Below are 26,778 nucleotides of genomic sequence, written 5' to 3'. Positions count from 1 at the left end.
CACACACATTAAAACTGTCTTTCGATAGAATATTAATGATTTATGAAACACCCTCAATTAATAACCTAAGTTGCTACTTACAAGATTTTAGACAGGTATACACCGTTTTTGATTGAAAATATAATAAATTTCTTCTAATATCTGGTATTCTGTGGTGTCCTACCCCTGCAATTCTTGTTTATTTAACATAAGGTGTCAACTAAGGTTAATTAATATAAAGACGAAAAGGAGGGCAAATGGGACTATATAAATTTCAATTGAACGAGGGATTATCAAAATTCCAACACTATCGCTACAAATGGAATAATCGGCAATTGTGAAATAGGCTCTTCTTTTGTAAAATTCGGACTGTAGCGAACTTCAAGTATATTGTTCCGGTTGTAGACGTTCCACACCTCAAGCGCAAGCCCTAATTCCCAACCGCTGCCCTCTAAATCGCCGAACAATTGAAAGTGGAGACTCAAGTCCAACCGGTGATAGGGTGCGGTGCGTTTCCATTCCCCGTAATCTGGTCGCCACTTTTTCTCCTTCGTTCGGGGATTCGTATAGAGGGTCCGACCTACCAAAGTCGCGTAGAGAACACCACTTTGGTATTGCCATTTCGCACTTATATCGAACGCGTCAATAAGCGGAATTGAGAGGAGGTATCTCTGCGGGGCACTGTAACTCGCTGCGGCAGTCAGCACATGTGGACTGGTGTAGGTATAATATCGATGAAATCTTTCAGAAATATCCTGGCGTTTGGAAATAGTGTAAGCATACGCCAACCATCCATCAAAGACTTCGGGAATTTTATAGCCTAAAGAAACCTCAAGTCCACGCACAAATCCAGCCTGACCGTTCTGGTACTGCCTCTCACTTTTATTATAGGTGACGAGATCTTCGAGCGTTTTGTAATAACCAGCTATATTCATGTTCATGCCGAATGGTAGCGTTTGTCTCAATTCAAGGACGTAATGCGTTGCGAGACTCTGTTCAAGAGACGAGTTTGGCGTTACGCCAAGTACAAACTGATCTAATCGTGGATTTTGTGCATAGCGACCATAACTAAAGTATAGAGATGCTTCCCAAGGAAGGATAAAACGAAATTGCCCGCGTGGTTGGAGGGATAGGTTGTCCGTGAGATTAAAGTAACTCGCCCGCATTCCGAAAGTGCCCAAAACGTTAGGAGAGAATAAGTTCTGGCTGGCTTGAAGATATCCCTCCAAACGATGAAGGTTTCGCGTCTCCGTAACATTGACGGTTTTGAAGTTGTGTCGGATTCGGAATTCATAATCCGCATCCCCTTCTTCGGGGCGCCGAGCACCATGACTTGTGACTGTTGAAGGCGTACTTGAAAGCAAGTAACCGAATTCTACATCGGTATTTTCTGAAGCGGTTGTGTAAGTAAAATCATTTCGGAGCGCGTAAACAGAAGCCGCTGTCCGGTAGTAGTATCCTTTACCGAAAGCGAGTTCATTTTCAGTAAATGAACGGGTCAACGATAGAATAGACCTGAATCGTGGCAACAACTGAGAATAAAAATGAATCCCTTGGACGTCAAAAGGATTTTCTGAGTTCCAGGTACCTTGGAGATCACTGTCGTGAACCTCCTTTGATCCTAAGTATAATTTAGAGGCATCATACGCGGTAACTGCGTTAAGCACGACTCCATGCGTATCGTTGAATTTATAAACACCTTTTAGTTGGTAACTCCAAAAATTCGGCACCTCTCGCACCAAATCTTCAAGGTCCACTAATCTTGAAGCCAGTTCAAAAAACGGCTCCAAGGAGCTGCGTCTGCCGAAAGCGTACCAATAACCTTGTCCAGCCGATAATCTATTTTCCAAATATTCTTGGTCAGTCCGCGCCGTTTTTTGGTTAGTTTTGTTGTCAGATGAGTCCTTTGAAGGTGCACCTCGAAAAGAAAAAGATCCGCTGAGGAAGGCTTCATGATAGATAAAAGTGGGTTTTAGTGTCCCATCAAACCTTTGCACCAAAAACTGTGTCATGGATCTCAACCACCTAAAAAAACCGGGTTTTAACGTTTCATCAAACTGCCCCAAAAACTTCGCATTTTTTGGACGGGAATGAATATCAATAACTGCCTGCGAGTCGGCACCAAACTGCGCACCAAACCCACCGGGATGGACATCAATGTTTCCAATAACCTCTGGACTCACCACTGAGACAATACCGAGCAGGTGATAGGGATACCCTAACGGCAGTCGATCGAAGTAGTAAAGATTATCTCCGGGGGCACCGCCACGCACCGAAAGCACACCAAAGAAATCGTTAACTGTGCCGACACTCGGAAGTCGGGCTATTGCCCGGAATGGATCACCGGCACCGCCTGTAGCTCGCCGAAGCATCGCGCCATCCAGCGTCCGCCGTGTTGTTTTATCTAATCGCTTTGCTTCGACCTTTATCTCTTCCAACTTATGAACATCATCAGATGCCGCTGCCTCTACTGGGTCGGATTGAGGAGCATCATCCGTTTGCGCGAAGGTACCAAGCGGCATTAACGCTATAAAAATTATGGGGATCAATATCTGTTTCAGGGTCCCATCTCCTTGAAAAATCGATTAAAATTCCGCCGTGATTCCGAGATAAGGAAGGATAGGCAATTGGTTAACATCTTCGCGTTCTACAATAATAGGCAATTGATCACTATTTCCGAGTTCTGTATCGTCTATGCTATAACTATATCTGAAATCCAACAAATTTTTTCGGTTGTAGGCATTTAGAAGTTCGATGAAAGCCCCTAACTTCCACCCTCCAAATTGGAAAGTTTTACTGACACGTAGGTCCAATCTATGATAAGGAGGCAATCTGCCAGAGTTAGTTTCGGCATAAACAGGGCTATAGATAGGTTTTCCATTTCTCGGATCCTTGATTTGAGTTGCGTCTTCAACAGGTGTATATGGATTTCCGGTGCGATACTGCCACTTCGCACCTATCTCCCAAGTCGGCGTAAGGTTATAACTGGCAGCGAGCGTAGCAACGTGCGTCTGATCGAATGAGTAAAAACGATACGGTTCGCCAGTCCGGTCTCGACGTTTAGACAGCGCATACGCGTAAGAAATCCAACCGAAAAGTTTATCCCCACTCTGGTGGCGTAGGAAAATCTCGGTGCCTTGTGCATAGCCAACGCCTTGATTGAGATAAGTGGCTTCTTCGTCAGCCGTTACCAAGCCTGTGAGGTCTTTATAATAGGCTGCCATTTTTATTTCTGTATCTTGTGAAAGCGGCCGTTTGAGTTCCAGGATATAGTGGCTTGCGCGACTTGACTTTAAGGCGGGATTACCAACACTCGAAGAGAGCAAGGCGGGTAGGGGAGTCTGGTTGTAAATGCCATAAGCAAATTGGAGTTCGGAACTATTGGGGAGTTCTATGAGCAGGCTGCCACGCGGTTGGATAGAGAGTTCATCAGTGCGATTAAAATAATCAAAACGGAGTCCAAATACCACAGATAAAAAGGGCAGCAGTGCGTATCTGTCTTGCAGGTAACCTTCGATACGTTGCCCGCGCACATATTCGTCTACGGCTACTTTTTCCTCAAGCCGGATGTCATATTCAACCTCACCCTCATCAGGTATGCGAGCAAAAGTGCCATTAACCTGTCCGGGTTCAAGTCCGAGGATTAACCCAGATTCCAGTCGATGTTTTGGGTTTAACTCATAAGTAAGATCCTCGCGAAGCACATAGCTGGGTGCATCAATTTCAAGCTCAAATGCTGGACCGAAATTGACATCAAATAGAAACTTTGACCGGGTTAGGGATAGATAGGAGGTGAGCCGTTCTGTCAGAAAGGAACGGAGATGGATGCCTCCGCCTTCAAAACCGCTTTCAAAACTGCTATTACCTCTAAAATCCTCGTCCACATTTTCACCATCTAACTTCAGGGAAAACCGGTCCCCAGAGGCAAAGAGATTGAAAAAAAACTGATGTTTTTCGTTGAGATCGTAGCCGGCCTTCAGCTGATAATCCCAGAAACGTGGGAACGCAGTGATCGCGCCAGTATCAAACGACAAGGATCCGACGAAGAGGTCAATATAACTCCTGCGTCCTGCTGCATACCAGAACCCCTTTTCGCCGATCTTCCCTTGAAACAGACCCTCCGAATACAGAAGATTGAGATTAAACTTCCCACGCAAATCCGCTGGGCTACTATCTTGTGAATAGATGTCGATTACGGCTTGAGAGTCCACGCCATATTCGACACCATAACCGCCTGCATAGACATCAATTCGATCGATAATTTCGGAGCTTAAGGACGAGACAAGCCCGCCGAAGTGGTAGGGGTAACCGACCGGCACTCGGTCGAAGTAATAGAGATTGTCCTCATCGGAGCCCCCGCGAATATAGAGTGCCCCGCTGAAATCGTTTGCTACGCCGATACCGGGGATTGCTGGAAGGGCGCGAAGTACATCACCACCTGTGCCGGGCAAGCGCGTAATTTCCTCCGCTTGCAGGCTCTTTTTGCTGACAGTTTTGGGAGCACGCTCGTCAATTACCTCAACCTCTTCAAGCCGATACTGCGCTGTTTCCATATAGATATCAGGCTTCAGGGTTTCCCCAGCCGCAACGACAATTGAGGTGCGTTGCTGCAATTCGGTATCAGGTATTGTGGTAATTAAGATATAATTTCCTGCCGGAATGGCACTGAAAACGAACTTTCCATTTTCATCCGTTTTCTGACGTGCATCGATTTCGAGGATGAGAACTTCTGTGCCTACTAATGGTGCCTTCGTCACACTATTATAGACAGTGCCCTCAATTGTGCCTGTCTGGGAAAAGGCAATCGCGGGAACCCAAAAAACCATTAGTAGAGAAAAAAAAGACTTCATGAAAGTTGGCAACTCCTATTCCTGCTATGTCAGAAAATTGCATACGATATATTGAACGTGAGTTTAACTTAAGAGTTTACAGCATAAGAACAGAGAGTTCAACCGCTTTTCTCTCAACAAAAGAAGAAGAAAAGGGACCGTGCAAACGCTATAAAGATCGTGTGGTATCTCTGTGTTAAACCCGTATTATTCAATAAAAGTATACAATTTTTCTTTTCAGAATTGCCAAAAAAAATGATATGTTGTTCAAAACCATAAGGGCGAGCAGTGTTGCTCGCCCATTATTTTTCTATGCTAATGCACAACTGCATCAGAACCGAGGTGTTCCTGAATCCACGAGCGAAGCGGCACATCTTTTTCACCGGGCGAGGTATATCCCATTCCACCTGTGCTTTTACCCAAAATCTGTTGTCGAATTGGGTCGGAGCGTTCCATGAAATGCGCCACTGTCATGTTATCCCGCGGTTGCAACCAACGATAACTGTAGCCGTAAAACAGCACTTTTCGAGTGATGTCAGAGGCATTTCGCCCTGCAGCATGCCATAACCTGCGATCGAAAAAGACAGCCGTTCCCGGCTTGGCAAATACAGATATAGCGTTCTCGGGGTCCGCCGTGTTCTCGTCAGGCATCTCCACCGCATTTAACTTGTGACTACCCGGTATCACAGAAAAATTACCACGTCCCGGGACAGATGTATCGGTGAGGAAAAATGCCACCTTCAACGATACACGTGGACGTGGGTTTCCTTCCAATTCGATATTGAGTCTCCCACTATCTTGGTGCCAACCGAGACGCTTAGGTTTGTCTCGTTCTTCCGGTGGTAGTGGCGGTAGCACAATTAGATGTGAATGATAGAGTTTGATGTTCCACCCCAAAATTCCCCAGACTTTCGGAAACGTCTTATGCCAGTCAAGCAGCTCAATAAAGCTTTCGTCTCTGCCGACAAAATCGAGGAGGTTGAATTGCGCATCGGGTGGGAGTTCGTCTTTGCCCAGGTGTTCTGCGCCAACCCGGTCAACAGCGATGATCAACTTATCAACCATTTCCTGGGTGATGGCATCTTCAACTATCAAGAAACCGTTCTCTTCAAACTGCTGTTTTTCTGTTTCGGTCAAACAGTGTTCTAAACATAGCGGGTTCATCGTTTTTCCCCTATAGAAGCGACTTGAAGTCGCGATGCTTTAGTTTATGAAAAGTTTACCCTGAATCCAAATTCTCGTCAACGTGAAAAGTCCTTTCACTGAACAGGCAAGAAACTTTCGGACGTTACCTGTTTTGCGCGCGCCACCGCGCGCCATCTCCGCCAAAAATTAACACTTGCACTAAAGAGGAACCCTGCTCCAATGATGCCAGCAGTCACGCCGCCTAATACCAACTCGGGTGCCTTGATAATACCATAACCCGCTCCCCCAATGAGTAGGACAGCGATGAACATATCTTTGAGGGCGTTCTTTTGCGCACGTTTTTGAAGGAGTCGTAGATTGGTTAGTTTCCGTTGCTTCACATAGTCAATAAGGGTTTCTATGGGAACATGCACCGACTCGGCTTGTCTCTGCAGCACTTCACGTACACAACGGAAACCAATATTTCCGGCGGTATACTCCGGCGGGGCATGCAAGCGATTCGCACACCGAAAATAACGTTCCGCCGTACCATCTCGCACTTCCAACCATGACCCACCACGCAATGCCTTATGTGTATCGTCTGTCGTCCGTTTAGACTTTTGACGTTTTGGATCAGGATATGGTTGATACCAATCTGCAGTCCATTCCCAGACATTACCGGCAGCATCGCCGACACCGTAAGGGCTTAATGTGGCAGGACGAACCCCTACAGTAGTGAGATGCGTCGTCAAAATCTGTGAGGCTTCTGTAGATTCAGGTTCATCGGGCACAAAGGTATTGCCCCACGGATAAATCCGCCCGTCAGGCCCACGACACGCTTTCTCCCACTCCGCCTCCGTCGGTAGCCGTTTACCCGCCCATTCGGCGTAGGCATTGCTATCATGCCAACTCACATGAACGACGGGCGAATTCGCATCTTCAGGCGCGAAACTCCCATTTTTCCAATGGACCGGTGGTGAATGATCTGTCGCTTGCACGAAAGCGGCATATTCGGCGTTTGTTACCGGATACTGCTCAATGAGATACGCTTCAAGAAAACGGACGTGCATCGGTGCTTCATCGAGTTTGGCATGCTCTGAATTGGCTAAGGCGGTCCCGTAGAAGTCCTCAATATCGGTGCCCATGATAAACGCACCCTGTGGAATGAGCACGGTGTTGGTAGGTTTTTGATTTTGGTTCATCCCAAATTCCACGCCGTTGTGGCATATTTGGTTTCAGCAAGGGTTTTCGCCTGCGCTCGCTCCATCAGCGACAGTTTTCCTGACTTAAACGCAATTTCGAGGTCAAATGTTTCAGAAATGGCTTGGATGAGGGCATCTCTCGTTACAAAACGCCCTTCTGTATTGATAGCGGCTGATTTCTCGCATAGCATCTTCTGAACCTTGGGGTCTTTTGAAACGCGAGCGAGGATTGACGTAGGCGGCATGTCTAAAGAGATGTAGCCCTGGAACAGTATCCCATCTCGATTACGCCTCACAGAAACACCCGCTAACTTCTTTTCGTTACACATAACGTCATATTCAGCAGGATTTGTCAGGCAAATGTTCTGGGCAGACTGCGAAGTATCTGCGTCTGCAGCATAGCACTGTGCAGGAACATCGAGTTTCTGAAACGCCTTGACGAGCGATTGCCCAATGCGTTGATACACTTCGGAAACACCTATTTCTCCGATGCTCCTCGGAAGCACCAGTGTATAGGTCAATTCCCATCCATGCACGACGGTTCCACCACCAGTCATCCGTTTCACCAATTCGATGCCATCCGCGTGGCACCCATCTATGTCAACCTCTGAAGCAATATCTTGAAAGTAACCGAAACTGAACGCGGGTTGCGTCCAACCGTAAAACCGTAGTGTCGGAGTGGAGTGCTCCTTCTGCGAAAGCAGAATTGCTTCGTCAACCGCCATATTCATCGCGGCACTGCTTTTTCCCATATTCAGGAGTCTGCCAATTGTTTCCATTAGGATAAGGGGACGCGACACACCGCTGTGGTATGTGCATCGCAGTACCAGAAATACCCATCCCAGTAGGTCATGCCGTGGGGTTCAGGATGCGGTTCCGGTATCTCAATTTTGTTCAGGTGGCTGCCATCTTCTGGGTTGAGGTGAAAGATCGCGCGGTGGTTCGTCTCAACACACCAGAGATCGTCACCCACCCATGCGATGCCGTGTGGTCGATCACCAGGAGCCGGGAGCGTATGAATCACCTTAAAACCGTCTTCAACATCGACGTGATAGATAGTGGCAGAAGGCGGCACCGCCAGCCAGAGTTTATTGTCGCGCCATTCTAAGCCGTGCGCACCGGTCTGACCTGCGCCGGGGGTGTCATAAGAGGCAAGTGTCTCACCGCTTTCAGGGTCAGTTGATAAGATTTCGCAACTGTAGGTAGACGCAAGCCAGAGTGTGCCACCTGTATCCGTAATACCGCTGCCTCTGTCGGAGCCGGTGGCGAGCGTCTTTTTCACATCGCCCTCGTAAGAGACGAGATGCACTTCATTCGTCTGCTGGTCGAGAATCCAGAGACCGTCTTCAGTCGCTTGCATTCCATTAGGTTGTGGACCTGGGGAGTCAAAAACTTTTTCGATTGTCGGCATAAGAAACCTCCATGTACAATTATAGCTTACTTAAGGTTTCATTGTACGCGGTTTTGGGAGGGATGTCAAGAATTTTTTGTTAATGAGAAGTCATTATTCAGAAATGGGATTATGTTTAAAATTATAACTTAGTTGTGAGTATCTGTCAAACCGATGGGTGTGTAAATATATTATCCAAACTTTAGTTTAGTATAATAAATATTCCTATCTGTCGGGCGTGCAGGGGTATGTTCATTGGAGTGGTTTGAAAAGGGAGTTGGCGAGCAACAGAGAGGATGCGCTTCTGGAATTTTCCTCTCTGCGCTCTACCAAATCTCCTTTTGAATTCTGTATAACTGAAATCATGGTTATGTATGATGTATGAATGGATTTCAGTTTGAATTCTGTATGACTTAAATCATAATGGCTTATTAATAGGAGCAGATTTTTAGTCATACTAAATAAATTATACACAAATTAATTCTGTTTTGCAAGAAAAAATACAATTTTTGTATAAAAAAAGTGTATTTTGATAAATTTTTTTGCAAAAAAAGCGTTTTGAAAGGTAGATAACTGCCTATGCCAGTGCGTAAACACCCCGCCGGACCCTCACAATATCACCCGTTTCTACAAGATGGGTGAGTTCGTTTTTAATGGAGCCTGGATTCCCCTGAATTGATTCAAGGATTTCAGATGTTGTTTTCTCTCCATCCGAGAGCAGCTCGAAAATCTGAGCATGAAATGGGACACGCTCAAGTTTACCGCCCCTCAATCTCATCAAGATACGGTTCGCTTGCGATTTAGAAACACCGAGCAAATATTCAACACGTTCTCGCGTCCATGAAGCATCCATGTTCGCGTATTCTGCCTCGTAATCCTCGCGGATCCGAATGGTCTCTGAGAGGTCATCCAACCCGCCAGCGATCTCAAAGTCTTCCCAATCGAATAACTCCGTCTCTGGAGCATCGGTGACAGAGGGTACCCGTAAAGCCGCGTTGAGAACCAGGGTTCTATCTGATGCCTTATTGAATCCTGCGATGTAGACAATCTGTGTTAGGATACCGATAGCGTTCTGTTCATAGAGTTCTTGTATCCGTTCATCTTCAAATTGATAAGGGTTCATTGTCAAATTATAATTTAACGGTTCCACTTGGTTTCCAAAGAGTATTTTCGCTTGTTCCCAGATAAAATGCGGTGGAAAATAAGGTGTTCCTACAATCCAAACAACATCAGCACCCTCAAAGACGGATCGTAGAACATTGATGCGGTCGTAGTAAATGTCAGCCGCTTCAAAAGTAGATCGCAAATCCTCAGGGGATGCCAGGGTGTCTTTGATGAGATCGTGGTAGCTGATAATCTTATCAAAAACATTTTTCAACATCAGTCTTGTGCTTGTGCTTGAGATAACGACATGATTGCGATCTGGGTGTCGCTTCATTTCTCTATAGATACCGCGAAAAAAGCGGTTCGCAATTTCAGAAAGACTAAACACATCCCAATTAACCTCGTAGTTTGCGATTGCATGGGAAATATGCGGTGCACTCCGCAGTTGGAAGGACTTATTCCGTGAAAGCGATGTCTCCTGCGATTCAACCCGCCTGACTGATACGGTCTCTTCAGGAAACACGTCTTTGAAACAATCTTCCGAGAATGCTGGCGATATGAACGCAAGTTTCTGAATCTCTTGATGAATTCTCGGTGGTAACCAGAACCGCAGAATCCCGTCATCAACAAACATCGGAGCATCCATATCGCGCGTATAATACGCAAAGAATGTCTTCAACTGATGCCATAACGTCCACTCTGAGTCGAGATACACATTCGGTACCTTCTTTATGTTTTCCGAGGTTGATATATCCAAAATCCCAAACTGGATTGCACTCTCAATATCTGTTGCAATCCTGCTACCATCTTTACCTGGGCAATTTACCTGACACATCTGCTGAATAATGTTATCTTCTAACCCTTCAAACGCCTGAACAACGGTACGAATTCGCTTCGCAATATCGCCGTGCTGACTGTCTGTAATTTGAATAGCGTTCAGCATTGTTTCCGCGAATTGACCCAACACCGTACCACTCCAATTAATGAGCCAGCCTTCGAGAATCTCGCTTGACAGATGATGCTCTGTAAAGAGCTTCGTGAGCTGGGATTCAGAATCATTTATAATACAGACCCTATCAGGAACAATCAACGCCTCAACAAACGCCGCATACCGTCGGTCCAGAAAGAGGTTCCGAATATTGGATACGATGACCTGATTCTCCTTGAGTGTCTGAAATTGAGAAAGATACCCGCGCACTTGACACGCTTCATAAACCGGACAACTCGGACAGATACTCTTATTCGGATCACCGCCTTTCTGCTCTAAGGCGTTGCATCTTTCGGCATCTTCGCAGGCGTTTCCCGGCGCGAAAGGATTCTGCATCCTTTCAACAATGGGTATCCGCTTTACCTGTTCCCAGCGATAGTTTCGTGGTTTCCAACGTCCGACTGAAACGCCCTGCCCTTCATAATACCGCTCTGCTTCTTCGGCATCGTGTGCGGTATTAGCGTTGATCCATATAGGGGCGGTATCAAGAAATGTAGCTTCGATTTCACGTCTCTTTTCAGTGCTCATTGAACCTGTGGTAATCCCAAGAATGTGGGCTTCCCATTCAGAGAGATTCCTCTCACCCTCCACTGCAGTGTGTTTTGCTTTTTCGAGGAGTGGTCTCGGTCGTTTAATGCTAATCGGAGAAAGTTCACCGCGTTGCACTGCCAGGATACTTTCATTCATAACTTGTTCCGTTTCTAACGATTCTATGACATCGAAATCGTCGAAATCCTGTGTATCTATGAGTGCTGCATCTGTCAGGTCTAATTCCGATACCGGAGCGGGTTCATGGAGCAGTTCTCGCAAAACATCGAGAAACGCGAAAAGCACGTCTTTAGAAATGATAGGCGGGTTTAAGAGGTTACCCGTAAGAATCTCGTAGCGAGCATCCCAGCGCGTAAAGCCTTTATCGCCAGTAATCTCAATGTAGATATCACGATCGCGGTGATGGTCTATGTCGGGTAGATGCTTATGAACATATTGCTTTGCGTCTGTTGTGTTCGGGTGAAGATAGTCTGGCACTCGACACGAAAACCGCAAGCCTCCACCTTTGAGTAAGGTGAGTAGCGGGTTCATAACAGCGTTGGCGAGTGCGTCCACACAGGCAACAACGGCATCAGGGGCATCGCGGATCGCCCTGTAGGTGAACTCGATGTCGTGCCAGTTCGCCCCGTCGCGCGCGGATGGCGTTCCTGTGTAGACCTGAATCCCCCAGGACGAGAACCATCGCCTTGGCTCCCAGTTGAGTGTGCCTTGTCGTCTTAAGAGACGCGTGCCACCACAATACGCTGGACCCCGATCGAAGGGTGCTTGTCCAATCGGCATAAACGAAATATCTGCCTGTTCAAGGTCATGCAAAAGCAACGGATACCGATGCGCACAATAAACAATATAGTGGTAAGGGTATTCACCGTGCAACGTGGGTGAGACAATCGTCTCCCGCTGTTGCATGTCCTTCTGTCGCCGTTCATGGCACTGTTGGATAATATCCTTCACACATTCCATATAGAGAAAGTCCCAGAGAAAATATATCTGATCGGGTTTTCAGGAATCTTAAGACCGACTTGAGAGAGTCGTGTGAAAATTGTAAACCTAACGCCGTTTTGAGAGATCGGGGGGAAAAGGTATCGCTACCTTCTACTTCTCAGATTCGTTGCTCCAGATGGAGCGGATGCCATCGCACCATTGAACCATTATACTATAAACGGGATAAATTATCAAATACATCGTTGTTGAACATCTCAATATTGGTTTGCAAGCTGCCCCAAAAAGTGGTATAATTCCGTCATAACTTAATACACAACACCTTGGAGACTGCTTGTGAATATTGATACATTAAAAGGAAAAACGGTTGGTGCTGCTGTTTCAGGAGGTTTAGATAGTTGCACCATCACCAAATGGTTAGTTGATAACGGGGTCAACGTCGTCTGTTTTACGGCAGACCTCGGTCAACCCGATGAACGAGACGTTTCCGAAATCCGGGAACGGATGCTGGCATGCGGTGCCGAAGATGCAATCATTGTAGATGCGAAAGACGCACTCGCCGAAGATGGGATCCGACTCATCCAGTGCCAAGCGATGTATGAAGGCGGCTACTGGAATACAACTGGCATCGCGCGACACGTCACAGTGAAAGCACTCCTGCCGGAGATGGAAAAGCGCGGTATTTCCATCTTGACACACGGCGCAACCGGTAGGGGTAACGATCAAGTACGGTTTCAACTCGCCACGAATATGCTTAACCCTCATTTTTCTGTCTATGCCCCGTGGCGAGATGCTGAATTCCTGAAAAACTTCGGTGGCAGAAAAGAGATGATAGACTTCTGCCAAGCACACAATCTACCGATTACCGCCACACACGAAAAACCTTACTCAACCGACGCAAATCTCTTAGGACTCACGCATGAAGCCGGAAGACTCGAATCGCTGAAAACACCAGCAGGATTTATCAACCCCGGCATGGGAGTCCATCCGAAAGATGCACCTGATGATGTAGAACACTTTACCGTTACCTTTGCCCGTGGGACACCTGTGGAAGTCAACGGAAGCCCCGTCACGGCACTCCAGAGTTTGTTAGAAGCAAACCGCATCGGTGGACGAAACGGTGTCGGTATCGGCATTCACACTGTTGAAAATCGGTTTGTTGGGATTAAGAGCCGCGGCGTTTATGAATCTCCGGGGATGGAATTGCTTGGAAAGTGTTACGAGTATCTGCTCCAACTGATTTTAGATAGACGTGCACGTCGGCACTTCGATGGCGTAGCCAAAACAATCGCAGAACAGATTTATCAAGGTTATTGGTTTGATGCCGCTACACAGGCACTACTATCTTCTATTCAACCGTTGACCGATTTGGCGAGTGGAACTATCACAGTAGCACTCTACAAAGGGAATGTGGCATTCCATGCCGCAGGTGGCGTACCTCACTCACTCTATTCCGAGGAGACCGCTTCTATGGAGGCAATCGGCGATTTCGACCACGCCGATTCAGAGGGATTTTTAGCAGTACTGGGCGTAGGAGCAAGGGCATCGGCTGTCGCTGGACAGACAAAGGAATAGAGGTTCAAGGCACTTCAATCTTCGCGAATACCTGTGAGATGATGCTCTCAACATCGCGTCCGTCTGCTTCCGCTTCATAACTGATAATGACTCGGTGTCTTAGCACATCCATCCCCACTGCGTGGATATCTTCAGGGGTGACATAACCCCGCTGGGAAAGGAATGCTCTCGCCCTCGCAGCAAAAGCGAGGAAAATTGTCGCGCGTGGCGATGCACCGTATTCAATCAACGTGCTGAGTTCATCTAATTGATACGCTTCCGGTGCACGCGTCGCACACACCAAATCGACAATGTAATTTTCCAACTGCTCTGCCATATAGATGTTTCGGACGACCTCCCGGAATCGAATAATATCTTTCGGGGCAATCACGTGTTGAATAGAGGAGACCTCTTCGGTAGTCATCCGCCGAAGGATTTGCAATTCCTCAGCATGTGAAGGGTAGTCAACCTTAATTTTCAGCATGAACCTATCCACCTGTGCTTCGGGTAGAGGATAGGTGCCCTCATGTTCAATCGGATTTTGGGTCGCCAGAACGAGAAATGGATCGTCGAGTGGATAGGTCGTGTCCCCAATCGTGACCTGTCGTTCCTGCATCGCTTCAAGGAGCGCGCTCTGCACTTTGGCGGGTGCACGGTTTATCTCATCAGCAAGGATAACGTTGGCAAAAATGGGTCCCTTCTTCGTGTAGAAATCGCCCTTCTGTTGATCATAGATGAGTGTGCCAACGAGGTCAGCAGGAAGTAGATCGGGTGTGAACTGCAGACGATTGAAGGAAGCATCAATCGTCTGAGCGAGTGCGCTCACGGCGGTTGTCTTTGCAAGTCCGGGTACCCCTTCGAGTAGAATATGCCCGTTGCAGAGCAACCCAATAACCAGTCCCTCCAGCAGTACTTTTTGCCCGACGATAACTTTTCCCACCTCCGTGAGAATCTGCTGTATAAACCCACTATCCGCTTCGATGCGGGCATTCATGGCTTCTAAATCGTAGTTTTGCATGTTTTAATGGCGGTCAGCAGTCGGAAACCTTCAGCTGTCAGCAAAGAGCAGTTGTGTCAGTGATCTATATGGTAAAATCACAACTCTGATGGCTGACTGCTAATGGCTATTACGTGAAAAAAGGTTGTGTTTCGCCTTCCTGAAAGGACTGCTCCAACCAAGGATCCTGGGTTTTTTGCCTGAACTCAATGACCTTTCGGCGCATCTCGTTGGCTACGTCCTGTAACTCTGGTGCGTCTATAAGATTTTGCGACTCTGCTGGATCGTTCTGCATATCGAACAATGCCTCACGACCCTGCTGTAGGAAATCAGTCCGCTGCCGTTCACCGAGTTGTTGAACGTTGTCATTTCGGACTGCCGTCCATGAAATCGAGCGGAACAGGTCGCTGGGGAGCGGTGTTTCCAGTTGATATGCCAGATTACGGACGTATTTATATCGCCTCCCGCGTAACACGCGATACGGATAGTAATTCGTCACCTCATGGAAGCAGTGGGAGAAGTAGGTTTCCTCCCAGTCACCATTGCCCGGATGCGCGCTGTCATCTTCAAGCACACGGAGGATCGAGCTGCCCGGAAGTGCGTCTTCTCCATCGGGATGTGAAACACCACACCAATCTAACATCGTCGGGCAAAAGTCAACCCAATTGACGAGTGCTTGATTGTGAAAACAGTACTTTTGTTGTGTAGGACTGGAGATTAACAGCGGACAGTGGTGTCCACTGTCAAAGCTTGATGCCTTTGCACCAGGAAACGGCATTGCGTGGTCGGTTGTGACAAAAACAAGGGTTTCATCTGCGCGTCCAGAAGCGTCAAGCGCGTCCAAAACCGCGCCTACTACAGCATCCCACCGCGAAACGCTCTCGTAATAATCAGCAAGGTCCTCACGGACAGCAGGTACATCCGGTAGAAAATTCGGGACAATAATTTCCTCCGGTGTGTAAGCGCGGGGTTCAATACCGGGATGTGTCCTGTCGTTTCCGAATCCCTTCCCTGCACGATGCGGGTAGCCACTGCCGATATGGAGATAGAAGGGGTTGTCCGCGTTCTCGGTCAGAAATTGCGTAACCTTTACCGCCATGTCTACAGGACTGCGATTGTCGACCCTCGGTTCAAAATCGAAGGGGTAAACACTCTCAGGTTCAACGTGTTTCTTCCCAATACACGCCGTCGCAAATCCGTGTGACTTCAGAATTTTTGGCACCGATTGCATATACTCGTGTGTACGAAATCCGTGAATGCCGTGGCAATGTCCATATTGTCCATGTGTATGACTATGCTGCCCGGTAAGAATGCACGCGCGACTCACCGCACACGAAGGACTCGTGCAAAATGCGTAGTCAAACACGACCCCGCGCTCCGCAAAGGCATCAATATTCGGTGTTCGGATAACATCATTTCCGTAGCACTTCGCGATGCGGCTCCAATCGTCAGCGATGACGAACATAACGCTTTTATAAGAATTGTTCATGATTCTCCGTGTACCCTAATGAAATTTGACAATCGAAATCAGTAATTGGATTTGTAGGAGGTGGTTGTGTTGGGTTTCAATGCGTTCAATCCAACCTACCAGCCTCAATTTTAGAATGGACAGAACACTACTCAAAAAGTTGTGAAACCGGACAGGTAAACCCCGGTACGACATCCTCACCCGTGAGTGTATCTTCAAATGTGAACAGCGCGATGTCTCTCTCGGAACGATAGACCGTCACCGTTTTGGAACGGGGATCCAGAACCCAGACGAGGCGCGTTCCTGCGTTCAAATAGGCAAACGCTTTGTCTGCAACACGCCACTGAACGTCTGTCGGCGAAACGACCTCAATTGCCAGATCGGGCGGTATCGGGAAACCTTTGTTTTCATCTCCATCCAACCGCGGTGTTGAAACAAACGCCACATCGGGTTTCAAGCCCCGATCACCGACCTGAAAAGTTGCCTCTACATGGACTTCTCCCAACTGATTCTCATCCACATGCCGATCCAAATATCGGATAACCTTAACACTAATTTTACTATGTATCCTCGTTGGTGGGGACATCGGCACTAATTCTCCTTTAACGTATTCATATCCGTCTACATCGTTCTCAAGAAATTCCGCCAATGTCATGGAGATCTGTTCCGGTGAGCGAATGCCTTCTGCGATTTCGTGAAGTTCTTGTTGTGTCATGTCTTTCATCCCTCTTTTGATGTCTCACAGCGAATTTCTGGTAAGAATGATTTGTTAATTCCTCAGATGCGGCGAGATTGGAAATAGCACGCCTATAAATATTTTTCCAATGTGAGCAGGCCTTACATTACACTAAACCCCCGCGTTTTCTCAAAAACCACTCAAATCCAAGTAGCGCGATAACCGCACCAAAGATGAGAGGTATATCCCAAATGTCAACATCCGTAATTTTTGATGTTGCACTTTCGACGAGTGGAATCTGCTTTACGAGTTGGTCTGCTTCCTCCACTGTGTAATACTTTCCACCACTACCCTCAGCCAAAGTCTTGAGAAGTGCGACGTTAAGTTCAGCATCGCTAAATTCGGCGTAAGATGTCTTTACCTCAAAAAGGGTTTGCTGCTCACCCAGGTCCTCACCTCCGAGACTACCGGCTGCAATGACGGTGTACTCGCCGTATCGATTCGGAATAAAACGCGCAGTGTAGAGACCATCTTTACCGAGGATCTGTTCAAGTCTCAACTCTTTACGCTTACCCTCTTCGTCAACGACGATAGCTCGAATCTTTGCGTTGTTAGTCGGTTGAAACTCTGGATCAGTAGCGGTGACCTCAATCACGACTGGCTCTTTCAGCGCGTAAATTGTTTTTGCAATATCAAGTTTAAGATGTTCTTTTGGTGCCGTTGTCAACCACCTCGCAGCCTGTCGCCAAAACCGTTCGTGACTATCACCTTGATGCCAGAATCGTTGATTACCCTCTTCGTGGGAGGGTATCAACCGCCACCGCCACGAAGAATGCGGCGTAAATACCATGACACGTCCGGCATTGTAATTATGGGTCGCGATGAGGATCCGATTTCCGAATTCATTTCGGTCAGTCGGATGTTCCGCCAAAACCAAGGCTCCTGCTTTCGCGCGTTTCACTTTACTATACCCTTTCAGCGCGGGCATGATCTTCCAAAGTTCCAAATTTTCGGTAGGAATATCTGCCAACCGCATCAAATTTTCAACCTTCCCCTCCGGTGTCAGTTGCAATTTATATCCTTTATCGTCGGTAGACCGTGAACGGCTGGTAGACCGAGGGAGTCGTCTCGGTGCCAACGGTGCTGGTGCGGATCCAAGTTCCAACTCCACAGGGAGACATTGGGCAATCGGCGTATTGATATAGGATCCAGAAAGCTCGTGGTTTCCCAACGAACTCGAACCCCCTAACATAAGCAACCCACCGCCTCGAGTGCGTACAAACTCAACGGTATTTTCCAACTGCTTCGGTGTAAATTCGGAGGCATCTACATTGCCTAAAATGATAGCGTCGAAGTCAAAGAGGGTTTCCCGATCATCCGGATAAAAACCGAAATCATGCGATACATCGGTGCGAGTACCGCCGTAATTCTGACCATTCGTAGAGATACTTTTCAAAAATCGATCCGTTAATTGGATGTTCGGATCGTTATTCAGGGCACGTTTTATGAAACCCAGCTCATAACGCGGTCTACCATCAACAAGTAGGATTTTTACACGTTTGGTGGGTGCTACCTTGAGTAAAAATGTCTTCGTGTTGTTTTGTGGCACCGCCTCTACTTCACCTAACTCCGCATGCACTTCAAACTTTTGGGTACCGGCTTCGCGAGGGGTAAACTTAATCGACACGCGTCCGGTCTTAGGCGCAGATGTTGTGCCTGTTCCGCCGAGTTGTGGCATCCAGGAGGTTCCTTCATCCAGATCAACGGATGCTGTCTTTAGGATTCGTCCGTTACTCGTCAATTGGACGTTCACCTTCTTTCCGTTGAATCCCTTTCGTTTCAGCGATACCCACATCTCCACGGGAAAATCTTCTTCTGCTGTTCGAGGTACATCCACTTTGACAATTTCAAGGTCTGGATTGCCCTCTTCGGCACCGATGCCGACGGTATGGATCGGCAGTTTTCGCTCTCGGATTTGCATGGCAAATTTTGCGATGTCAACACCGCTCCTATCTGCACCATCCGTTAACAATACAGCACCAGAAAGTGGAATTCCTTGTAGATCATCAAGTGCTTCGTTTAGTGCCTGTGGAATATCCGTACTTTCACCCTCCGCGCTTGTCAATGCCTCGCTGGAAATCCGTTTTGCGGTAGTGTCAAACGCAAAAAGTCTGACCTTGAATTTAGCATCCAGTTTTTCAAGGAGTCCGTCCTCTTCGGCGAACAACAGGTCGTTGGCGCGGCGCAACCGTGTTGTCGAATCAATAGAGTCGGTGATCTGCATGCTTTTAGAGCGGTCAACCATCACCAATAGATAGGAATCATCAGGGTTTGTCTGATAAATCGTTAGAAAGGGTTTGAGCAAGCAGAAGGCAAGCAAACAGAGTACAACCGCACGAAGAAAGATGAGAAAACCTCGGAAACCGCGTCGGATACGTCCTTGTGTACTCCGATACGCCCATATTGTAACAGCAAAAAGCGCGATGAGTAGAACAGCTATAAGAAGCCCGGGTAACGGTACCCCAAATGAGAAATTTCCTTCTCGAAAAACGTCAATGGGATACTTCATCATTTTTTCAAACATTTTTAACAATCAGGCTCCTTCACCGATTGACCTCACAGGTTAATCGGGTTTTTATTAGCATTCACTCAGTTCCAAAAGAACGGCTATTTCCTTACGACCATCCGGGATTGCTCAATCAGCGATTGGCAGGCAAGACTTCACGCGGAGAGACTGAGGTGCTGACCTGTACGCGCAGATTCGTGCAACGCATCAATGACACGCATATTTCCGAGCGCGTCCTCTATCGGTAAATGGAGAGGGGCACCTGTATCTATTGCTTCACAGAGATTCAAAATCTCAGCACCGTAAGGATTCACGCCATCAATAACACTAAAAGTCTCGCCGTTTACAATAAAGTGTGACTCACCTTCCGAATTGCCCCACGCGCTCTGAACGAAAAGCGTGCCATCTGTACCAGCGACCTCATAAGATTCACGCCATGTCCAACCAAAGCTGCAGTCCAATTGTCCAGTAATACCGTTGCCAAAGTCCAAGGTTCCAATCAAAGTTTCCCAGACGTTGTTAATCGGTTCAAATTTACCTGTTGCCCAGACCGACTGCGGTTCCCGTCCAACAAGATAACGAATGATGTTGATGCAATAACACCCCAAATCCATGACAGCACCACCACCGAGGTCCCCCCGTAATCTCCAATTCTGACGGTCGGTGAGTCCTGTTGAAAAAGTAGAGCGTGCATAGCACACTTCCCCGATCGCGCCATCTTCAATCTTCTGTTTCACAGCGAGTGTCAACGGGTGATGCCGATACATGAACGCCTCCATCAATAAGATATCGGCACGTTCTGTAACCTGAATCATCTGTTCCAACTGTGTGGTGTTGACCGCAATCGGTTTCTCAACAAGGATACCCTTGACACCACACCGGACCGCCTCCAGCACATTTTTGAGATGACTTGAGGGCCACGTCGCAATGACGAGGACATCCGGTTGCTGTTTCTCTAACATCTGTCGGAGATCGTTGTAGGTATTTTGGACCTCATATTCAGTAGCAAAGCGCGCGAGCGATTCAAATTTTTCATCGCATGCCCCGACAATTTCGATTTCTGGCAAATTTCGCCACGCATTGCCGTGAGCGTTGGATATACCACCACACCCAACAATCGCCACCCGATATTTTTTCGCCATGATTTTTTATTGGCTATCGGAAACCATTAGTTGTCGGCTTTCGGTCTTTCCTGTTGATTGCCGTTGCTGATGGCTGACAGCCTCTCCTCCGAGAACTGATAACTATTACCCTATAGCGAAGAGATTTCTACCAACCTTTTCTCTTGCGCGGAAAGATTCGCTGCGAGCGATATTTCAAGCGTCTTGACAGCATCACTATAGGGACTCAAAATCTGAGATGCATCACCACTACGTACCGCCTCAACAAAAACTTCATCGATTGTTGGACTCGGCTCAGTCTTATCTACCCATTCACCATCTTCTTGCGCCAAGACCCGTGATGGGTTCCAATTCAACAGTTCTCCCTCATACAGCAAGTCCAAGACATTCGCGTTCGACCAGTCTCCTGCATAAGCCCAAGTAGCAGTCAATGAACCAACAGCACCGTTGGCAAACTGGAGTGCGACACTATTGACATCAGGACAATCTGTCTCTTTAAGGAGTCTGTTTGCCTGCATCGCGTAGACAGACTCCACCTCGCCACCCATATAACGCATCATGTCGATTGTGTGTGTTGCTTGTTCGACAAGTTGACCGCCGGATTTGTTCATCTGACGGAGCCACGCGTTCGGATCGCCATGTCCAGTACTGCACCAGTACTTACCCACGATCATGTTAATTGTTCTTTCCTTCAGGATTTGCTGCGTTATCTGTGTCGAACCGAGATAACGAAGTTGATAACCGACGCATGTTATCAATCCAGCTTTCGCTACCGCGGCTTCAAGTTCACGGGCAATATCTATATTGATGGCAACGGGTTTCTCAACAAGAAACGGTAAGCCGCGCGCAATAACGTCACGTTCCGGTTGTCCATGAACAAAGACGGGAAGACTCAAGTAGACCGCATCCAAATCATCGCGTTCAAGTAGATGTTGGTGTGCAGTATAAGGATCTGCATTGTGCCTCTCGGCTGCACTTTGCGCCCGTTCAGCTTGAACGTCACACACAGCCACAACATTTGCCCCTTCAATCCCAGCTAACTGGTTCATGTGCCCATTGGCATTGCCACCACATCCAATAAATCCGATTTTAATTTCTTTCATCTCTTACCTCTATTATATGTACTTAGATATTGTTGCAAGTCCTCTCATAAATAGATTATCGGATTCAGGTATGTGGCCCTTGCCGACAAAGTATTCTTCTTTCAGACTCGGTGCGGTTGGGAAACCGCACCTACCTTGGTTGGAGGTATTTCAACTAACGTGCCTTAAAATTAACCTCTAATGCTTTTTCGATATCTTCGCGTGGATGAACACCGAACTGTGCTTCAAAATCGCGATCAAACGCATCCTCTTCTGCAGGATCGGGTTCAAGTGGAAGTTCGATAGGTTGTCGATTCGTCTGGATGGATCGGTGCGCAGCAATCACCATCTCTTGGTCTGCTCTGCCCATTTCACCCGTCCATAGCGGTTGTGTATCCTCCCGGACAGCACGTGCGATACCGTCAAGCATTGTCGCTAATGAGATACCTGTCTCCGAGATATCCGTCTGTTGATACGGATTTACCCACGCTACAGTGCCACCAAGAGACGCTGGGAGTTCCACAAAGATACGTTGCAAAGTGCCATTATCACTATATTCTCTCTGGAATTCGTAGGTTTGTGCCCTGCCTCCGTTTAGCAGGTCTTCATCTGTGCAAACATTGACTGTTTCACCACCGGTGGCACCCTGATTCCCGTTGGTAATAATCGTGCCGCGCTCACCACACGTCTCGAAACCGACAAGTTTATTCCGTCCGAGGCATCCATTCTTGTTCCCTACCATGGCAATGCCGAGTCCACCGTTATCGAAATCTATGGCGTAGAACTCAAGGTTTTCGCGATTAAAATCTCGTTTCGCCCGATCAACGTAGGACCTAACAGGCATCGTATGCCCGATGCTGCTGACCATTTTTGGAGCGGCATCCATACGGCACCGTATTGCAGCGAGTCCGTGGTAGCCGGTTGTAGAAAAGAGCCGGTAACACTTGTGGATGTTCCCAATTACGCCTTCCTTAATGAGTTTGCACACAAACTGTTCCACAGGAACGAACGGAAAGTTCTCCGATGTCTGAAGTTTCACCCCATTTTCGGCAGCGTCGGCTATCATCATATCCATCAAACCGAGTGTCGGTGCGAGTCCGGTTTCTACGTTGTGTGGGATGCCGCACCGTGAGAGGTAACAGGAGACAATGTGATGCAGCTGCATAGGCACAACGACATCGCAGACATCGGGTGATATTTCATCAACCATTTTCCGGACATCCGTATAGGCTTTAGCACCGAATCTCGCTGCACCGGCTTCCGCCGACTCAGGATGTGCATCACACACGGCGACTATATCAAAGGTATCCTTCAGTGTCGCAGCTGTTGACAGGTGCCCTGCGCCGCGTCTACCGTGGCCAATTAAAGCGTATTTCAGACGTGACATTCGGACCCTCCAATTCTTATAGTACTCACATTGGGCAGTGGATGTGCATTAAAATTTAGTGAACGCACTGATAGCCGGTTGTTTCAAGACTTGCTCGGATTTTGTCTACTTCGGCTGTGGACAATTGACGCAGAGGTCGGCGCATCGTCATTGAGGGGAATCTTCCCATCAACCAACGTGCGCATTTCATCCGTTGATGGGCATCACTGCTCGGTTCTCCGAAATTGTAGACGATTCGTGCCAATGAATCCACCTGACTGCGCGCTTTGCGTGCCCCGATAAGATCGTTATTGAGTGCTGCGTGCACGACATCAACCATCAACTCAGGGACAAATCCTGCAAACCCGATGAGTGCGCCATCACTGCCCTCAAGCAGCGAAGCGAGCAGGTACTCATCATGACATGTCAAGATAGGGACATCCGGCGCGGCTTCTCTCAGTTGTTCATAATCCCATCGCCAGCGCGCCATATCACGGGTGCCCATTTTAATGCAGACAACCTGCGGAATTTTCACCATCTCCAACATCTCTTCAAGGCTATATCCTGCTTTTGTCCATGCGGGATATTGGTGAACAATAATCGGTATGTCCGCCCCTTCGGCGACATCTTGAAAGAAACCGACTGCCGTTTCAGGGGTCCTTCCAAAACGCAACCAATGATGCGCAGGCATCAACAGGATGGCATCCGCGCCCGCTTCCTTTGCAGCGAGTGCGTCGTCAATCGCTGGAAGACTTCCTTCCGCGCTAACTCCCGAAACAACTTTAACACGATCGCCAACAGCCTCAGCGGTCACCCGCGTAACCTGTTGTCTTTCATGCGATCGGAGAGACATGATTTCGCCGGTGTGCCCGTTACAGACAACGCCTTTTATCCCCGGAACACTCGCAAGTTCCTGCATATACTGACGCAATCCGACTTCGTCAATTGATTCATCCTCGTGAAAAGGGCAGAGCGTCGCCGGGAAGACACCCGCCCATGGATGGTGTTGCCAATTTAATTCCATATTTTTCGCAAAAAGATTTGTGAAAAACGAAAATTCTCACAAATCTCCCTTTTCGTTTGTGATTTGCTTGCAGATTTCACAAAGCGTATGACTACGTAGGATTCCACACGATTTTCCAAATTTAATCTATTTTAACTTGATTTTGAATGTAAAATCAAGTATTATTTTAAAGAGAAGGTTTTATCTCATCAGTACGCTTAAAAGTCGCGCCTACTGATTCGCATTAATGGAGGGATGTTCAGGTGCAAAAACAGAAAAGATTCAAAGTGATCGCAGCGAGTGTCATTTTGCTAAGTGGTATGGCGTTTTTGGTAATAGCCATGACCAGAAGCACGAGTATGCGACATTTCACACCCGCTGCGCTTGTGGCGGATGCGAACAGTGCAGACGATCAGTTGGTCCAGGTTGATGGTCTCATCGCAGAAGGGAGTTCGCAATGGGATGCCGTCAATTTTAAGCTCACCTTTGCTGTCCGAGACCGCGAGACCGATGCAACAGTGAACGTGATTTACGAAGATCAGCTTAAACCGGATAACTTTAAAGATGGCGGCAGTGTTTTCGTTGAAGGTAGATACCATGCAGCACAGAACCTCGTTGTTGCTACGAAACTCATGACGAAATGTGCCTCAAAATACGAAGGGGCAGAAAGTGCCGTACCTACAGATGAAACTTCGTATGCTTCAGAATAAGGGATACACAACACTTTAGCAGTATGTTCAACGACACCCTTTTGACGCAGCTTGCAAGTCAAAACTTGCTCTCAAAAGTGAGGAGGCACAGAAGCGAATGACTGCGGAAATCGGACAAGCCGCTATATACCTCTCTGTGCTTTCATGTTTGTGGGCAATTGGCTTTCTCAGCTTCGGGCTCCGCATACGAAATGCCCGTGCCATCCAGAGCGGCAGAAACGCCGTTGTTGCCACCTTCATTCTTACTAGTATCGCGACGGGTGCATTAATCTACGGTTTTGTCACCGACGACTTCTCAATGCGCTATGTTTTTGAGGTATCGAGCGCGGCACAACCCCTATTCTACAAAATAACGGCACTCTGGGGTGCCATGTCCGGTTCCCTCCTACTCTGGCTCTGGGTGCTTACAGGTGCTGGTGCTATTGTCGTCTGGCAGAACTACCAACGTGTCAAACAGACAGGCGATACCTTAGCAGACTACTCTCTGATTCCAATCGCTATTGTTCAGTTATTCTTCACTATCCTTGTCACAGGCTTAATTGAAGGCGTTTACAATCCACTCGCTCGGTTTCCTGGCGGACAGGTCGCTGCTGACGGTCAAGGAATGAACCCACTTCTCCAGACACCGCTCATGGCGATCCATCCCCCGACATTATATATCGGTTGGATTAGCCTGACTGTCCCGTTTGCGTTTGCGGTTGGTGCACTCGCATCTGGTAGAATCGGAAGCGGTTGGATACTTCGCTCGCGTAGATGGATGCTATTTTCGTGGATTATTCTGACGATCGGTATCACGCTTGGTGGCAATTGGGCATACCAAGAACTCGGTTGGGGCGGTTACTGGGCATGGGATCCGGTCGAAAACGCCTCTTTTATGCCGTGGCTCCTCGGCACCGCTTATCTACACTCTGTGATGATCCAAGAGAAGCGGAATATGCTCAAACTTTGGAATATCCTCCTAATTACGCTTGCCTTCCAATTTACACTATTAGGGACTTTTATTACGCGTAGTGGAATCATCACATCGGTACATGCTTTCGCACAATCGGATATTGGTGGGTATTTTCTTGGCTTCATCTTAACTTCAACTGCCGGGGTCATCGCACTTATCATCTATCGTTGGAACCGACTCAAGAGCGCGAATCGTTTAGAAGCTCTTCTCTCCCGTGAAAGTGCCTTTGTCCTGAACAACTGGCTCCTCGTCGGGTTAACCCTAATTATCCTCTGGGGTACGTTATGGCCAATCATCTCTGAGGCGATTAACGGTGAAAAGTCCTCAGTTCCTGAAGCCTTTTTCAATCAAGTCGTCATCATTCCGGGGATACTGCTGCTATTCTTAACGGGTGCCGGTCCAATCATTTCATGGAAGAAAATTACGCCTAACAACTTCAAACGCATGTTTTTGTTGCCGCTTGTTATCGGTTTAGTCGGCGGTGCTTTGACCTGGGGATTCCTTGCATTAATAGGATATACTTTTCCGTTGTACTCAGTGCTCTGTAGTTTTGCTGCTGTTTTCGTGCTTGCTGCAATCTTTGCTGAATTTTATCGCGGGGCGAAACTCCGAGCGAAGCGACAGGAAACCTCTCTCCTCAACGGCTTGAACCTCCTTATCCAGCGCAACAAGAGACGATACGGCGGTTACATCATCCATATCGGTATCGTTATCCTCTATATCGGCATTATGGGATCAAAAGGCTATTTTCTGCTTGAATCCAAAAGTATGACACTCGGGGAATCAATGGAAGTAGGCAAGTATAAACTCACAATGAGAGACGCGTTTGATAAAGAATACGGAAACTATCTTCGGAGCAGCGTTATTTTCGACGTTGAAAAGAATGGGAAACGTATAGGGACAATGGAACCCGCACTTCATGCCTATTACAAGTCGAAACCGGATGAAGAACCTACAAAGGAACCAGCGATCCGACATTTTGGTATGAACGACCTCTATGTTGCATTGGGCAATATCCCACCGGATGTCAAGACAGGAGGCGTTGTGAACGTTCAAGGATATTACAACCCTCTGATTGGCGTTGTCTGGATTGGCGTTGCTATAATGGTATTGGGTGGCATCGTCGCGATAGCCGAGAAATCTGAACGCAATAGAGACGCTTGACAGGTTAGGAATAA

18 protein-coding genes are annotated in these 26,778 nt (G+C 47.6%); 3 read left to right on the top strand and 15 right to left on the bottom strand.

The annotated features are described in order from the left end of the window. Positions 1-272 precede the first annotated feature (272 nt). The 7 genes from OXH39_14595 to OXH39_14565 all read right to left on the bottom strand — a co-directional run bounded on the left by OXH39_14595 (position 273) and on the right by OXH39_14565 (position 12,126). Positions 273-2,528, bottom strand: a complete 2,256-nt coding sequence (locus tag OXH39_14595) for a TonB-dependent receptor plug domain-containing protein (protein MCY3551686.1) — start codon at positions 2,526-2,528, stop codon at positions 273-275. Positions 2,529-2,564: 36 nt separating this feature from the next. Next, a complete protein-coding gene (locus tag OXH39_14590; GenBank protein MCY3551685.1) occupies positions 2,565-4,829 on the bottom strand; it encodes a TonB-dependent receptor plug domain-containing protein in 2,265 nt (754 codons plus the stop codon). Positions 4,830-5,123: 294 nt separating this feature from the next. After that, positions 5,124-5,972: a phytanoyl-CoA dioxygenase family protein gene (locus OXH39_14585; GenBank protein ID MCY3551684.1), complete on the bottom strand. Its 849-nt coding sequence runs from the start codon at positions 5,970-5,972 to the stop codon at positions 5,124-5,126. Between the two features lie 95 nt (positions 5,973-6,067). Further along, on the bottom strand, positions 6,068-7,135 hold the full coding sequence (locus tag OXH39_14580) for an SUMF1/EgtB/PvdO family nonheme iron enzyme (protein ID MCY3551683.1): 1,068 nt from the start codon (positions 7,133-7,135) through the stop codon (positions 6,068-6,070). Continuing rightward, positions 7,132-7,887 carry a biotin/lipoate A/B protein ligase family protein gene (locus OXH39_14575; GenBank protein MCY3551682.1) on the bottom strand — a complete coding sequence of 252 codons (756 nt, stop codon included), beginning with the start codon at positions 7,885-7,887 and terminating at the stop codon, positions 7,132-7,134. The genes OXH39_14580 and OXH39_14575 overlap by 4 nt, the downstream gene beginning before the upstream one ends. 26 nt (positions 7,888-7,913) lie before the next feature. Next, positions 7,914-8,546: a hypothetical protein gene (locus OXH39_14570; GenBank protein MCY3551681.1), complete on the bottom strand. Its 633-nt coding sequence runs from the start codon at positions 8,544-8,546 to the stop codon at positions 7,914-7,916. A gap of 556 nt (positions 8,547-9,102) precedes the next feature. Beyond that, a complete protein-coding gene (locus OXH39_14565) occupies positions 9,103-12,126 on the bottom strand; it encodes a hypothetical protein (protein ID MCY3551680.1) in 3,024 nt (1,007 codons plus the stop codon). A 315-nt stretch (positions 12,127-12,441) separates the two neighbouring features. Here OXH39_14565 and argG point away from each other — a divergent pair, with 315 nt between their 5' ends. Next, positions 12,442-13,680 carry an argininosuccinate synthase gene (gene argG, locus OXH39_14560; protein ID MCY3551679.1) on the top strand — a complete coding sequence of 413 codons (1,239 nt, stop codon included), beginning with the start codon at positions 12,442-12,444 and terminating at the stop codon, positions 13,678-13,680. A gap of 4 nt (positions 13,681-13,684) precedes the next feature. Here the strand turns inward: argG and OXH39_14555 are convergent, their stop codons facing one another. From OXH39_14555 to OXH39_14520, 8 genes are all read right to left on the bottom strand, one after another. Beyond that, entirely contained in the window at positions 13,685-14,677 is a 993-nt protein-coding gene (locus OXH39_14555) for an AAA family ATPase (protein MCY3551678.1), read from the bottom strand. Between the two features lie 109 nt (positions 14,678-14,786). Beyond that, positions 14,787-16,145 carry a sulfatase gene (locus tag OXH39_14550; protein MCY3551677.1) on the bottom strand — a complete coding sequence of 453 codons (1,359 nt, stop codon included), beginning with the start codon at positions 16,143-16,145 and terminating at the stop codon, positions 14,787-14,789. A gap of 127 nt (positions 16,146-16,272) precedes the next feature. Further along, positions 16,273-16,839, bottom strand: a complete 567-nt coding sequence (locus OXH39_14545; protein MCY3551676.1) for a Uma2 family endonuclease — start codon at positions 16,837-16,839, stop codon at positions 16,273-16,275. A gap of 127 nt (positions 16,840-16,966) precedes the next feature. Continuing rightward, positions 16,967-19,384, bottom strand: a complete 2,418-nt coding sequence (locus OXH39_14540) for a VWA domain-containing protein (GenBank protein MCY3551675.1) — start codon at positions 19,382-19,384, stop codon at positions 16,967-16,969. A gap of 137 nt (positions 19,385-19,521) precedes the next feature. Next, a complete protein-coding gene (locus OXH39_14535) occupies positions 19,522-20,508 on the bottom strand; it encodes a Gfo/Idh/MocA family oxidoreductase (GenBank protein MCY3551674.1) in 987 nt (328 codons plus the stop codon). A gap of 110 nt (positions 20,509-20,618) precedes the next feature. Further along, positions 20,619-21,590 carry a Gfo/Idh/MocA family oxidoreductase gene (locus tag OXH39_14530; protein MCY3551673.1) on the bottom strand — a complete coding sequence of 324 codons (972 nt, stop codon included), beginning with the start codon at positions 21,588-21,590 and terminating at the stop codon, positions 20,619-20,621. A gap of 154 nt (positions 21,591-21,744) precedes the next feature. Then, complete coding sequence (locus tag OXH39_14525; protein ID MCY3551672.1) at positions 21,745-22,956, bottom strand: Gfo/Idh/MocA family oxidoreductase; 1,212 nt, start codon at positions 22,954-22,956, stop codon at positions 21,745-21,747. A gap of 55 nt (positions 22,957-23,011) precedes the next feature. Then, positions 23,012-23,959, bottom strand: coding sequence for a dihydrodipicolinate synthase family protein (locus tag OXH39_14520; protein ID MCY3551671.1), 948 nt, complete (start codon positions 23,957-23,959; stop codon positions 23,012-23,014). Positions 23,960-24,201: 242 nt separating this feature from the next. Between OXH39_14520 and OXH39_14515 the strand changes: the two genes are divergently transcribed. Together OXH39_14515 and OXH39_14510 are read left to right on the top strand one after the other, a co-directional pair. After that, positions 24,202-24,648, top strand: a complete 447-nt coding sequence (locus OXH39_14515; protein MCY3551670.1) for a cytochrome c maturation protein CcmE — start codon at positions 24,202-24,204, stop codon at positions 24,646-24,648. A 97-nt stretch (positions 24,649-24,745) separates the two neighbouring features. Continuing rightward, entirely contained in the window at positions 24,746-26,764 is a 2,019-nt protein-coding gene (locus OXH39_14510) for a heme lyase CcmF/NrfE family subunit (GenBank protein MCY3551669.1), read from the top strand. Positions 26,765-26,778 lie beyond the last annotated feature (14 nt).

The sequence above is a fragment of the Candidatus Poribacteria bacterium genome, assembly GCA_026702755.1.
GTDB lineage: Bacteria > Poribacteria > WGA-4E > WGA-4E > WGA-3G > WGA-3G.
The sequence above is the reverse complement of the archived record's forward strand: the minus strand, read 5'-3'. Positions and strand labels throughout refer to the sequence as shown.